Annotated in this window: 11 protein-coding genes; all 11 read right to left on the bottom strand. The window is 43.9% G+C overall.

What is annotated here, in order from left to right; all coding sequences use genetic code 11:
• Positions 1 to 91: 91 nt before the first annotated feature.
• Positions 92 to 1,204: a helix-turn-helix domain-containing protein gene (locus NST40_RS03600; RefSeq protein WP_076219493.1), complete on the bottom strand. Its 1,113-nt coding sequence runs from the start codon at positions 1,202 to 1,204 to the stop codon at positions 92 to 94.
• A gap of 213 nt (positions 1,205 to 1,417) precedes the next feature.
• Complete coding sequence (locus NST40_RS03595; RefSeq protein ID WP_076276959.1) at positions 1,418 to 2,269, bottom strand: hypothetical protein; 852 nt, start codon at positions 2,267 to 2,269, stop codon at positions 1,418 to 1,420.
• Positions 2,262 to 2,840, bottom strand: coding sequence for a sigma-70 family RNA polymerase sigma factor (locus NST40_RS03590; protein WP_081387514.1), 579 nt, complete (start codon positions 2,838 to 2,840; stop codon positions 2,262 to 2,264). Before NST40_RS03590 ends, NST40_RS03595 begins: the two co-directional genes overlap by 8 nt.
• A 282-nt stretch (positions 2,841 to 3,122) precedes the next feature.
• Positions 3,123 to 3,656, bottom strand: a complete 534-nt coding sequence (gene ssuE, locus NST40_RS03585; protein ID WP_076276957.1) for an NADPH-dependent FMN reductase — start codon at positions 3,654 to 3,656, stop codon at positions 3,123 to 3,125.
• Positions 3,653 to 5,014: an LLM class flavin-dependent oxidoreductase gene (locus NST40_RS03580; protein WP_076276956.1), complete on the bottom strand. Its 1,362-nt coding sequence runs from the start codon at positions 5,012 to 5,014 to the stop codon at positions 3,653 to 3,655. The genes ssuE and NST40_RS03580 overlap by 4 nt, the downstream gene beginning before the upstream one ends.
• 138 nt (positions 5,015 to 5,152) lie before the next feature.
• The gene (locus tag NST40_RS03575) at positions 5,153 to 6,160 is read right to left on the bottom strand and encodes an ABC transporter substrate-binding protein (RefSeq protein WP_076276955.1); all 1,008 of its coding nucleotides are present in this window, start codon (positions 6,158 to 6,160) and stop codon (positions 5,153 to 5,155) included.
• 153 nt (positions 6,161 to 6,313) lie between these two features.
• Positions 6,314 to 7,084, bottom strand: a complete 771-nt coding sequence (locus NST40_RS03570; protein ID WP_254857081.1) for an ABC transporter permease — start codon at positions 7,082 to 7,084, stop codon at positions 6,314 to 6,316.
• A gap of 75 nt (positions 7,085 to 7,159) precedes the next feature.
• Positions 7,160 to 7,969 (bottom strand): ABC transporter ATP-binding protein, encoded by an 810-nt coding sequence (locus NST40_RS03565; RefSeq protein ID WP_081387204.1) that lies wholly within the window; start codon positions 7,967 to 7,969, stop codon positions 7,160 to 7,162.
• A gap of 263 nt (positions 7,970 to 8,232) precedes the next feature.
• On the bottom strand, positions 8,233 to 10,647 hold the full coding sequence (locus NST40_RS03560) for a restriction endonuclease-like protein (RefSeq protein WP_076276954.1): 2,415 nt from the start codon (positions 10,645 to 10,647) through the stop codon (positions 8,233 to 8,235).
• Positions 10,619 to 12,859, bottom strand: a complete 2,241-nt coding sequence (locus tag NST40_RS03555) for a DUF3578 domain-containing protein (protein WP_076276953.1) — start codon at positions 12,857 to 12,859, stop codon at positions 10,619 to 10,621. The genes NST40_RS03560 and NST40_RS03555 overlap by 29 nt, the downstream gene beginning before the upstream one ends.
• A gap of 98 nt (positions 12,860 to 12,957) precedes the next feature.
• Positions 12,958 to 13,077 (bottom strand): NERD domain-containing protein, encoded by a 120-nt coding sequence (locus NST40_RS03550; protein WP_081387522.1) that lies wholly within the window; start codon positions 13,075 to 13,077, stop codon positions 12,958 to 12,960.
• Positions 13,078 to 13,226 lie beyond the last annotated feature (149 nt).

Genomic DNA, 13,226 nt, shown 5'->3' with positions numbered 1-13,226 from the left:
ATATTCTCAATAATAATCATTCTCATTATTGAGTGTATAAGAGATAGGACGCATTGACCATGTAACATCTTATGATTAGACATGTACATTTTCAAGGTATCATCATTACTGCAACTTCCTCTAGCATCCGCTTTAAAGCTACAGGCGAATATTCAAACCAAGGATCGGAGTGAATAACATAGATTTGTTGCTGCTTAATAGCCTCTAACTGTCTGAACCCAACCTCTCTCTGCAAATGATGCCATGTTGCTCGTGACTCATCATCGGGGCAAATAATCGTAAACAGCTTATCTACCTTCAATTTACCTAATTCATCAAAAGTAATCTCAGTATTATATAGACCGGGCTGCTCATAACTAGATTCCGCTCCCAAATCCTGAAATAAAAGATGCTGAATGCCTGTATTACAATAAGCAAAGATTTGCTGCTGATAGATACGTATAACTAGAACTTTAGGTGGTGTAGAGTTCCAGCCTAATCCGCGACGAACGTCTTCCAATCTTGCCCTATACTGCGTGATCCACTGTTTCGCTTCTTCTTGTTTATTTAGTCGGGCAGCAAGTTCAGTTAAGGCTACTAAACAATCTTGCTTATCATCCAGCCAATAGATTGGAAAATGATCCTCTATCCGTTTTACCAGCTCTGACGACAAATCTTTGGGAGAAATAAGAAGATCAATTGGCAAATGCAATAGCTCATTGGGGCTGCAATAATTTTTGTTTTGCGTCAAGGTTACCTTATGCTCGATTTCTTGCGCCCACAAATTATAGTAGTACGGTGTCCATTTTGCACTTAAGGGTGCAGCAAACGGAATGACTCCTGCCGCATGTAAATACCCCATCATGTTCCCAGTTACAACACCGATATGAGATTTTTGCTGGCTGGAATACATCGTTGGCGAGATCCCTTCAACCTTTTTGAACACTCGGCTAAAATAAAACTCATCACTATATCCAACAGCCTCTGCTATAAACTTTAAGCGAACATCTTCCTTTTGCAATAATTGTTTAGCCTTTTGAATCCGCAGCTGGGTAACGAACTCCATTGGACTTTGTATATATTCCTGTTTGAACGCTGAGGAAAAATAACTGGAGCTAAGGCCAGAAAGATTAGCTAAATGTGCTAAAGACAAGTGCTTCGTGAAATTCTCTTCTATATATCTTCTAACCTCAGTTAAATCTGTCTTCTGCGATTGTTTTTGCATTCTGTCACCTCTTTACTGCTTATATACATGCACATAACTCTTTATTCATTCATTAATTGATAATCATTATCAATTATACTTTTGTTTTTGGGGGGTGGCAATGGTTGGGGAATGTTCTATAAAAGTGTGCTCAGAAAAGAAGACGCTCAGGGGACTAATCCCCTCGCGTCTTCCGTGTGTAACTATAGGCTGCTGCTGCCCGGAGTGAGTCTTTTATTCCGAATCTACAGCCGGAGCCGGAGCTGCAACCGCTGCTCCATTCTTTTGCAAGTTCTCCTTCACTTGACCTTGCTCTAAAGGCTGAACAGGCGCACCAATGTTAAAGCTATCAATGATTTTCCCTAGTGTAGCTTGGTCAAAATCTACTTGGGAATACAACTCTACTGTATAGCCATCCTGTTCCCATATCACAATTCCATTTGCATAATAAACCTTAGTCCCGTTGATTACTTCTGTCTTCACTTCTTCCGTAGTGCTGATCCCATTGTCCCCGCCCTTGGAGATTAGAAAATTCACAGCATTCTCACCGGAATTATACTGCACTTCAACCATGCTGGTCCCCTGAAGAACACAATTCACAAACTCATAGTCTCCCATCCAGTCGGGTGCCGGGAAGTTCATGCCAAGTGCTGCACGTGCTTCATCTAGGCTTAACTTAGCTGCAACCGGCAATTCAATGACCGCATTCTCCCCGCCTTGGGCATCTTCAGATGGAGTCATTGACTGTGCAGCCGATGGGATTTCCTTATCGTATTGTGTGATTTCGAGATTTCCCACTTCAAACTTTGCCATGATCGATTGGAACATATCCTGTGCATAGGAGGTTGCAGAGAATGCGCCACCCAGACAAATTACTGCACTGCCAATCACTATTGCATTTCTCCAGCTGCTTTTTTTCATCGTTATCCCGTCCTTTATCTCTGATTGGGGGCTAAGAGCCCCATGGTCCAATTTGTATATCAAGCGGTTATAGATTCTTTCTTTGGCGGTAGTGCTGCCCTGTTCGGCATTCTCAAGCAGTTCTATGGTTTTGCTGAATTTGGTGATATCATCTTTCTTATTCATTTTTGAACCCTCCTGCCTTTAAGGAAATATGCAGTTTTTTCAAGCTTCTATATACTACGACACCGATATTGGACTCACTAACTCCCATGATCTGTGCAATTTCGGAATTTTTCAGCCCAGCCCCATATTTCATTGCAATGATATTCCGCTCCTTCTCACGCAGCTTGGAGAGCGCCTTGAACAGTGCCTGATTATTATCCTCACGGATCGCCAGCTCCTCAGGAGACGGCTTGGGAAATATAAGTTCCAGCAACGAATCCAGTGAGCTATAGCTTCTTTTCTTCTGCGCCCGAAAATAATCCGTTACAGCGTTTCTTACAATGGCAAACAGCCACACCTCAAAATTGGATTTTTCTTGTGAAAAACTATAATACTTACACATCACAGTCTCAAACACCTGACTGCATATGTCCTCTGCCGCGTGGTGGTTATTAATCCGATAACAGATATATTTGTAAACACGTTGGTAGTACGTATCATACATCCGGGTAAATTCCTCTTTGGACATGATAGCTTCACGTGATCTTTCGGTATTCATGTAACGCTCCACTTTACCCTGGATAACCTCCATCTCCACCCTCCTTCCACTCACCTTCATCGAAAAGCTAAACAAATTGCGCAATTTGTTGTGAAGAAACTTACATATGTTAATACGGAGAAACGCCCAAACCATTAACAAATCTTTTGATGTAATCGTGGAATGGCAAGAAACCATCATACAACTTATAGTTCACCAAATGGAGACTAGGGACCTTTTTCAACGTTGGTTCATGAGATTAACAATCACAACACAAAAAACGCAACCCCGAAAGGCTGCGTTAATGTTAACCCCTAACTTCCTGTTCTCCCTAGTCTAATTAGTTATTTTTGCAGGTGCAAGCTTTAGTAATTCCACGGTTAGCCGCTGCTCCGCTTCCTCATCAATACGATACCCATCAGCTTCTAAACGTTCAATTTGCCGATCCAAGAAATAAACCGTATTTAAAATCTCAGTAGCACCCAGTACAGATAAGACGGGTTTTAATGCATATTCAATCGCTAGAAGATGGCCTAACGAACCCCCAATAGCAATAGGTACAATTCGCTTACCAACCAGCGCTTTTTGCGGAAGGAGATCTAAATAGGTGTTCAAGATTCCCGTATAGGAGGCTTTATAGATAGGCGTTAATACGGCGACAATATCCGCTTCTTCCACTAGCGCATTGGCCCGCAGAATCGCCTCACTGGCGAAATTGGCCGTAAGCAAATCGTCCGCTGGTAACTCATGTACATAGATCGAATGATGCCAAATCCCCTCTTGCGTTAGAAATCTTTCAACCTGCTGATGAATAGCTGTTAATCGAGATTTTCTAGTATTTCCTCCATTAATAATGACTGCTTTGCTCATTGCACATTCCCTCCTGTACTCGCACCGGTTAGTGCCTTTTCAAGTGTTGTTACAACAGGTACAGATAGCCCTAAATTTCCTCGAAGCGTATAACTCTCATATTCAGTACGGAATAAGCCTCTACGCTGTAATTCAGGAATCACTAATTCAACAATATCGTTAAAGCCCTCCGGGAAATGGGGAGGCATCACATTAAATCCATCTGCACCATCGTTTAAGAACCATTCTTCTAATTGATCTACGATTTGTTCAGGGGTTCCAACGATTTCCCGGTGTCCGCGTGCTCCAGCGATGCGCTCATAGATTGCACGAATAGATTGCAGATTCTCACGTTTGGCGATATCACGAATAATGTTGTAGCGGATCCGCGGATTGGTGTCATCTTCAATTGAACTGAATTCCGGAAGTGGTTCTTCGACATCATACCCTGACAGATCAATGTTAGTGAAAGACGACAAATACGATAATCCTACTTCAGGTAAAATATAGCTGTTTAATTGCTGCTGCTTCAACAAAGCTTCTTCCTCTGTTTTCGCTACAGTAATAAACACACCCGGCATGATCTTCAAGTCCTCCGGTTTACGTCCATATTTAGCCAACCGCCCTTTCACATCACGATAAAAGGTTTGCGCTTCTTCAAGCGTCTGCCATGCTGTAAAAATAACTTCTGCGGTCTTCGCAGCTAACTCTTTTCCAGATTCCGATGATCCAGCTTGAACAATCACGGGATGCCCTTGTGGTGTGGTTGAGGAATCCAGTGAACCCTGTACCTTAAACCAAGCTCCCTGATGATCAACAGGATGTACCTTTTCTACATCTAAATACCGACCTTGCTCCTTGTCGATGACCAGCGCCTCAGACTCAATAGACAACCAGAGTTGTTTAACAACCTCCACAAATTCCTCAGCACGTTCATAGCGGGACGCATGCTGCAAATGTTTATCCTTACCAAACAGGAGAGCTTCACCCTCATTGGCTGATGTTACTACATTCCAGGCGGCACGCCCCTTGGACAAATGATCAATCGCTGCGAATTTACGTGCTACATGGTATGGATCGTTATAGGTAGTAGTCAAGGTCGCCGTTAACCCGATATTCTTAGTCACTGCTGCAAGTGCTGAGATAATAATAACGGGATCTAGCTTTAATGATGATTGTGCATTTCCGGACAGCTTTTGACCTAATACATCTGCAAAAAATATCATATCGAACTTGCCACGCTCAGCCGTTTGTGCAATCTCCGTTAAATACTCCAAATCAAATGCCCGACTTGCCCCTGAAGCAGGATGACGCCAGCTTGCTACATGATGACCGGGTAGATTAATGAATACCCCTAATTTCATTTGTTTTTTTGTCATGTTAACCACTCCCTATTGTTTGATTTTCTATTAAGGAAATCCGTACACAAAGGCGGATGCTCACGCTCCTACAGTTCCAAACTTCCCCTCTGCCACTCTCCCTTTTTAGATTGTTTTAGATTCAACTCATATATAAAATTATTTAACAAAAGGATTAAATTCGTTCGTATATAACTCTTCCGGTTTCACTTGGCCTTCCTTTAGCTCCCCTTTTGCCACAAGCCAATCAATCCAGACATCGTATTCCGAGGGTGTGATCACACCGCCTTTTTCAGAGATGCCCGTACTCTTCCAAAACTTAAGATTATCTGTGGTTTCCTTGCGTTCACGCTTATTAATAATTTCCTCGAATCGTTTAATTACTTCCTCCCTAGGTGTCGTTCGGGCCCATTCAATCGCCTTAGCCACTCCATCTACAAATTGCCTGACGGTATTCGGATTATCCTTGATATACTGATCTGTAAAGAAATAATCACCCGCAGTAAACTCTGTGCCAAACACATCAATATCCTTAAAAATTTCTGCGACCCCTCCTGTTGTTAAAGCCCGATCCCGGGCAATCCCGCTTAACATAACCACATCGATCTGATGATTTCGCAGAATCTGTTCTGCACTAGAACTTGGAACTGTCACTAAGGTTACTTGTTCAATTTCCTTTTCGGTCAAGTTGCCTTGGCGTAAATAATCTTTAATGACGAATTCCGAATGGGCACCGAGAATATTCACCCCTACCTTTTTACCAATAAAATCTTTAGCCGACTTTATAGCTCCCCCCTCGAGGGCATATGCACCTACATACGTATTTTCATCACTGCCGTAGGAGCCAATGACCGACTTTATTTTTACGTTCTTGGCGTAAGATTTAATAATGGCTCCATTAAACGCTGCACCAAAGTCAATTTGTTTCGTCGCGGTTAACTGAATACTTTCCGGACCACCCACGCTGTCACCTATAGACTCTAACTTCAAATCTCCTAGGTAACCTAAATCGGCGGCCAGCTCTGGGAAAGAGACACTTCCAGGTGCAGACTGATATTGCAGGATCTGATCTTCTCCACTTTTGGCGGAGGAGTTCCCCTCTGAGCAGCCAGATAAAATACCACTAACCAAGCCTACAATTATAAGCAGTGCTACTGTTTTGTTCATCTCACTTCTCCTTTTCCAAATGAATTGTATTTTTCTGAGCTACAGTTCCAAACTTCCCTCCGCCACTCTTCCTTTTTAGATTGTTTTAAGTGTAATTAATTCAATTTGTTTAGTTGGTATTATCCCGAAAAAATATCATTCAAAATCATCCTTCTATTCATTCACCGGTTGCTTCCATTTAGAAAATTTACGCTCGAGCATGGTCAAGCCTTGGTTGATTAGCAAACCCAACAAAGCAATGGTTAATATACCGGCGTACATTTGAGGGATCTGAAAGTTATATTGAGAATAAGTGATTAAATAGCCTAAGCCTTCTTTTGCCCCTACCATTTCTGCCGCAATCAATACTAATATCGCCCCTGTTCCTGCCATTCGAATCCCTGTAAAAATAGTTGGCACGGATGCCGGCAAAATGACCTTCAGAAATAATTTGAACGACTTAATATTCATGGATTTAGCCGCTTTAATAAGTAAGGGATCGACGTTACCTACAGCAGCAATCGTGTTTAGAAGAATAGGCCATGTGCAAGCAAATAAGACGATTGTAATCTTAGAGGTTTCACCAATCCCTAACAGCAGCATAAATACCGGAAGTAAAGCGAGCGCAGCTGTATTTCGGAACAATTCCAACACTGGATTTAATAGCTCCCTAGCTAAGGGATACCAGCCAATTAATAAACCTAATGGGATTGCAATCACTAACGCTAATGCAAATCCACTGAACGAGCGAATGATACTCGCTAAGAAATGAGTGAATAGCTCACCTGAAGCTATCAAATTCCATAAGGCGGTGATTACCTCAGAAATAGGCGGGAAAAATGCTGCGTCAACTAAGCCGGTCCGTGGTGCGACTTCCCATAGTAAGAACAATAAGACTAAGACAATGGACTGTTTGAACACCTTAAGCACGCCGGAAAAAGAAATAGGATTTCGTTTCTTTAGCTGTAACGTTGAATGAACAGACTTAACGGATTCGATGGGAATCCCCCCCTTTATAGATTAAATATATGCACCTTTGTATTCAGGTTCATGCAAATAACCCCATACCTCATGTCGAGCCTTCACAAAATCAGGATGTGAGCGAATATCCGCATCTTCCAATCGTGATTGAAGCGGAATATCTACAATCTTCCTCACCGTCCCGGGTCCTGGTGTCAGGACGACTACCCGCTCCCCAAGATAAACGGCCTCATCAATGCCATGCGTAATAAATATGATGGTTTTTTGGGTCTTCTGCCAAATCCGTAAAAGCTCACTTTGCAGGGATTCACGTGTTTGGGCGTCCAGTGCGGCAAAAGGCTCATCCATTAACAAGACGTCCGGGTTAAAGGCAAGACTTCTGGCAATGGCTACACGCTGCTTCATCCCTCCGGAAAGCTCATGTGGATAACGGTCTCCGAAATCACTAAGCCCAACTAACGAAAGAAAATGTCCAACCTGTTCGCTACGTTCATGCTTCGGGATCCCCTTTGCTTCCAACCCAAATTCAATATTGCCACGCGCGGTCTTCCACGGAAATAAAGCATACTGCTGAAACACAATACCTCGATCAAGCCCTGGACCTGTTATTGGGTGACCATCTATTAAAATGCGACCCTGTGTGGGGGATGATAAACCACTAATCAAATCAAGCAAAGTTGACTTACCGCACCCGCTTGGCCCCACTATCGTTATGAATTCACCTTTTCTTACGGAAAAGTCCAACTCTTTTACCGCCGTGAATTGCTGCGTTCCCTCCTTTTGCTTAGAATCTCGGACACTGAACGTTTTGGTGACACTCTCAAATCTGATTTTTTCAGCAGCAGCCATTGACTTCACCTCTTTTAGTTATTATTACGGGAAAGTGATTGTTCACCAAAAAGGCTCAGATGACAACGACTAGCGTTTGTCCCCTGAGCCTCTGGTGGAACCAGTCAGCATATTCCGTTTCGTACTCACAATCACTAAAATTTAAACATCAATAATTTGCATTAATCTGATGGGATTACTATATTTTAATCCGCTGGGGTTGTCAACAATAAATTCATAATTATGGAATTAACTAAACAAACCTTACTTCATGTTCACTAACCTTAAATATTCCGAACTTCAACAACCTTTCCCAAGTCCACATACTGCTCATGATCCAACTTCACCTTCACTCTGCCCCTTCGGCGTTTCTCACGCCATTCACGAAGATCTCCCTCCGTTTCTAAGCGAAGCTCCGCGATTTCCAAGGCACGATCCAGAATATATTTACTCGTATAGAGCACCGTTTGTATTCTTTGACCACCTAGCATGATAGGAGACGTAATTGCTTTCCATTCCTCGACCGTAAATCGTACATACAGATCTTCTTCAGTACCCGGGCGACAAGGAACCTCTTTAATCTCATTACGCCGCAGCACCTTCCAATCCGCTACTTTCCCTACCCAGTGAATCCCCGTTTTTGCAGGATCAATGAACTTTTTGCGGGATTGGCACATCGCTACGTATTCAATTTGCGTTAGGATCTTCTGATTTGCAAGATTCCTTAACGGCATATGATAAAAAGCTTTCCCCAGCGCCACCTCCACTTGTTCGGGTCCCCGGACAGAACCAACAAGCACATTTTTACCCGCGAGTTGGTTGGCATAGTATTCTTTCGTGCCGCGTGGACGAGTCGAGCGTTCATAAGCTTTTTCCGGACTATCCTGAATAATCTCATCCAAGAATCGCTCCACTAGGCTTGTAGAATTCGGTAGGAATGGCAAAGCGCCAATATTCAATAGCTCGATGCTTTTGTAGAATCGGTGGGTCTTATACCGCTCCTCATCCGGGTAGGGGAATAAAACATAGGCGCCAAACATGCTTCGCTCATATTCTTCCGATCCCTTCTCCTGATACACAATGGCATCCCGATAACGGTGCATGGTGTTGATGTCATCCTCTTCAGGACCAGGCTGCCTATAAGTGCGGTGATAGGAAGTCCCTTCATAAGCCGGATTTAATCGGTATTTCGCATCAAAAACATACTTATACTCTTTGATTTTGCCAGCATCCTTCTTCTTCAGTGTCAGCACATTATCCGGACGCTGATTGAGCGTCGGTGCCTTATCCGAGCTAGGAATCGCATTATAATACAGGATGAACTGCTCTCCGTTAACTGGATTCTCGTACACCATCTTAGCGCTCTGCGAGCGGTCAAGTGTAACAAAAATACCATTCCGATTCACCTTAATAATATCCTGCTTCACCAGCTTATACTTCTGACCCAGAAGCTGATTCAACTTGAGGAAGCACCAGTATTCATAGAGCTGCGCGACATCCTTCATAGACAGGCGCAGCAGATCACCTTGGATCGACAAGCCTTTGAGCAGCATTAGATAACAGCGATAGACCTCGCGGTATCCAGGGGCCATCTGCAGCACCAGTGTAACGGACATCTGCCTCAGTACTCCAGCCTCACGCAAAAAATCCATCTTGAGCACCCGCTCTAGTTGAGTGAGCATGTTGTCTAACCTTTTTATAAGTAATGGATCTGGGGTTCGGTTTTTAATCTTCCAGCGACCCTTGAGCTCTTTCAGCTTTCCATGAATGCGTTCCAGCATCCAGCGGATGAACCTATTCTCATTAGTATCATAGGCGAGGCGTCTTCGTGTCTCCATTAAATGTGTGGCTGTGTAATTTCGGCTGCCGATGGTCAAGAATCCATGGTTCATGTCTTCTCTTAATCGTTCGGGATGCTTCGCGAGCTCGCGGATGTTCTCTCTTCCTGCCTTTTTGACCCGATTAGCATCCACTAGTCGGCGGTCCTGAAGCAGAGCGTAATGGGGAGTCTTGTTAATCCGCTCAACGGCATCCAAGAGCTGTCTAAACACATGCTGAAGAATGGTAAAAAACTCCGTCAAGCTCTGATGCTGCGTCTCCCGCAAGCCTGTTAGTTGGTAGGTTTTGCGCAAAAAATCAAAGGCCAAATTATAAATCTGCTCATTCACTTCATTTAAAATATTCTGGTAATCCAGCTTGTAATCCATTTTAGAGGGGAAGATCTCCATCTCTACCCGCAGCAAAGCCTGTCCCGAACTGCGGATCTCCCATTCCGTCAAACCGACCTCATTCCCAAAGTTCAGCACACCCGCAAGAATAGACTCACCTAGGGGCTTAATTGCCTGCCGAAGCAGCACATTGTCATGATAAAAAGAGAGGTTAGCAGCGGTCTTCCTCTGAATCACCAGCTCATACGACTGTGTCTCATAAAAACAAGGAAAGACCGACTCCCCCGGCTGCCAGTCCACCATCCCGTGAGCTTCAGGAGAAAACACTTTAATCTGAACATTACCAAGCCGTTCGGAGCATGTAATCCCAAACTGAGCATTTACCCACTCCTGACTAGAAGAACGATGAAGCTGCAAGGTCTCCACAGTAGGATGATATGGCCTTCCTTGAAGAAAAAGCGTAAAAAGCTCCGTTTCTACACGGAGCAATTCTACCGCCTGATTAAGAGAGCCAGTATGAGGTGAATCCATCTTCCTCCAGCCTCCTAAGCATAAAAGCCAATTTACGCGCACTTTGTGGATGTTGGGCTGTAGGGGGAGTTTGTCCAGCAGCCCATCTCAGGTAGAGTGGAGAATCATCATTGTCCATAAGATCTTCAATATTTACCGTCACACCAGATCCTGTACCAAGAGCCCCTTTCATCAAGTTCAACAATACCCGGCGAACCGAAGAATGGCTCCCTTGAATGCGCGGCAGTATCTTTTGCAGCAGTTGCCAGTCAAAAGCTTCTTCCTCACTCATCAGCTTGTACCGTTCGTTATAGATCATATAGAAGCAAATCGCATCGCGTACCCGGAAACCTACATGAGCATGGACATCCTCAAGCAGAGCATTGATCTTAACCAATCTCTCTGTCGTCCGGACAACTAGCTCTTTGTTGGCATCATAGGCATCCACTAGCTGCAAATAATCGGAGCGCAGAAAAAGATGGTTCAGTTCGGCAAGATCAGCGGGATCTTCCGTCTCTTCCTGCTCACTCATGTCCGGATACTGCTGCAGATTGATGTAATTGAACTCCAGTGTGTTAGCTCGGTCCAGTACCTTTTTGCTAAAAGGATGTGTCGTTTCGTCCATGTTCACAGTCCCGATCAAGAACACATTCTCCGGGACACCTAGGCTGCCAAACTTCACTTGATCCTCAGACGTATCCAGCATGGTAGAAGATATGAGATCCTGAGTCTGGATCTTCCCCTCCCGCCAGTCCTGCGTTTCCAGCACACTTAACAGGTCACTGAAGTAATGCTCTACCCGCGCCAGATTCATCTCATCCATACAGATAAAATATGGCTTATGTCTATTCTCCGGCTTCCGCGCCTCTACTAATACTTCCGTAAGCGGACCCGGTTTGAACCTGCCCGAAAGATCCTTGTACCCCAGCAGATCCGCAGGATCACTCCAATCCGTCCGCACTGGGATCAAGGTAAACTGTCCGTTATTCCCCGTTGCACCAAGAGCTTCTGCAAACAGCTTCACCAACCGAGTCTTCCCTGTTCCGGATATGCCTGCCAGAATGACAAAAGGCTTAGTCTTTAGCGAGAGGTAAAAATTCTCGATAAGGTGCTCAGGGAAGAAGAAACCTTTGCGACGGATGTGGGATTGGATTTGGTGGAGGATCCCTGTTACTTGTTCGTCCTTCAGCAGATCAGCTTCTTGTGTCACTACTTCCACTTCCTCATTATCAGCTACACTACCTGTAGAAGTCACAGTGTCCACATATAGACGGTAATCTTCGATCACATTCTCGAGATCTTGAATTAGTTGCTCGTCATTCGGAACGGCTCCTCTTTCATACTTGATGTAAGCGACAGTAGACACCTGATAATCTTGGCCTAGACCGCTGTCTACCAGGTGAATATTCTCATCCTTATTCATATGGGCAAGAGAAAGGAGCTCTCGAATCTCTTGTGTTCGGTTTCGTAGATAAGCATAGCCTTCTCTGCGCCCTTTATCTTGGATAGGTGTTGTTACTCCTTGGATAAACGTGAGGTACACAGCACTCATATCCGAAGCGAACAGATACACAATATACTCTCCACGTTGTGTCGTTTCCGTGATCCGTTTATCCAGAATTGCTAGCCAAGGAACCGTTGCCCAATTCCCTTGTCCAACCGAACCTTGAACTTTGTATTGCTCATCTATGAAAGGTAATACTTTAAGCTCGGAAGGAAGGGTCTGACGAAACAATGTACCCAGTGAATGGCCTGCGAAAGCTTCCTTTTTGGCAGAGCTGTAATCCGCCATGATTTTCTCCAAATAACCTTGCAAAGAGAAATGCTGCAAAGCGGCATTATAAGACTGGAGTTCGTCATTAGCTAGTCTCTCTAATTGCGATAGCTCCTCTTCCCCTAGCTGTCTTTGAATCTGGCTATGAAAACCTATGGTGTTATCCTCCGAGTTCACAAACAAAATATGCGAGAGCGCATTAATTGGACTGTTAATAATATCTTTCAGCTGGCTTTTGGGTGCATCACTCCATAGTTCTCGACCTGGTGGCAGATCTACCCGGTTTCCACTATCCTGTTCAGCTATAAAGTAGTTAAGAAACCGCTGCTTCACGTGATCGTACGATACGCGCTCCTGATGAAAGGCTCTCAGCTCTTCGATTAAGGATAGGATGAGGACCATTTTGTATGATTTTTGCTTACGCTTGAAAATCTGCGTGACTGATTCCGGTAATGGCATGTTGACCTCCAAGACTAGTTAACGATTTCTAGTAGTCATATTTTTTTACATGAAGTTTGCGAATCTTTGAGTCTGTAATATTTGCTTGGCTCAGTTGGTCATAGATCGATTTTACCTGTAATTGAGGCCTTAATATAGCCATAGTTTTGCTTTAGTGGATTATACATCTTGTAACGGTTACCTACTAACCATTGTTGATCCGTCCGCTTACCTTTAATTTCTCCATTGTAGTTTTTCGTCTTTCAATGACAAATAAGCAATACGGAGTCATCTGGATTTACAATATATTTGGTAGTTCGACAATATGGGAATGTATTCCTTCCAATCATGCATATAAGAAAAAGGACTGTCGCATGGACAGCCCCAA

Origin of the sequence: Paenibacillus sp. FSL R10-2778 (genome assembly GCF_038593035.1) — a bacterium.
GTDB lineage: Bacteria > Bacillota > Bacilli > Paenibacillales > Paenibacillaceae > Paenibacillus_AQ > Paenibacillus_AQ odorifer.
This window is presented reverse-complemented; position numbering and strand designations above follow the sequence as displayed.

Coding starts and splice junctions, on each gene's coding strand:
- NST40_RS03590 (WP_081387514.1), bottom strand. CDS start 2,840: ATGGAGGTTATCCAGGGTAAAGTGGAGCGTTACATGAATACCGAAAGA.
- NST40_RS03565 (WP_081387204.1), bottom strand. CDS start 7,969: ATGGCTGCTGCTGAAAAAATCAGATTTGAGAGTGTCACCAAAACGTTC.
- NST40_RS03575 (WP_076276955.1), bottom strand. CDS start 6,160: ATGAACAAAACAGTAGCACTGCTTATAATTGTAGGCTTGGTTAGTGGT.
- NST40_RS03600 (WP_076219493.1), bottom strand. CDS start 1,204: ATGCAAAAACAATCGCAGAAGACAGATTTAACTGAGGTTAGAAGATAT.
- NST40_RS03560 (WP_076276954.1), bottom strand. CDS start 10,647: ATGGATTCACCTCATACTGGCTCTCTTAATCAGGCGGTAGAATTGCTC.
- ssuE (WP_076276957.1), bottom strand. CDS start 3,656: ATGAGCAAAGCAGTCATTATTAATGGAGGAAATACTAGAAAATCTCGA.
- NST40_RS03555 (WP_076276953.1), bottom strand. CDS start 12,859: ATGCCATTACCGGAATCAGTCACGCAGATTTTCAAGCGTAAGCAAAAA.
- NST40_RS03580 (WP_076276956.1), bottom strand. CDS start 5,014: ATGACAAAAAAACAAATGAAATTAGGGGTATTCATTAATCTACCCGGT.
- NST40_RS03595 (WP_076276959.1), bottom strand. CDS start 2,269: ATGAATAAGAAAGATGATATCACCAAATTCAGCAAAACCATAGAACTG.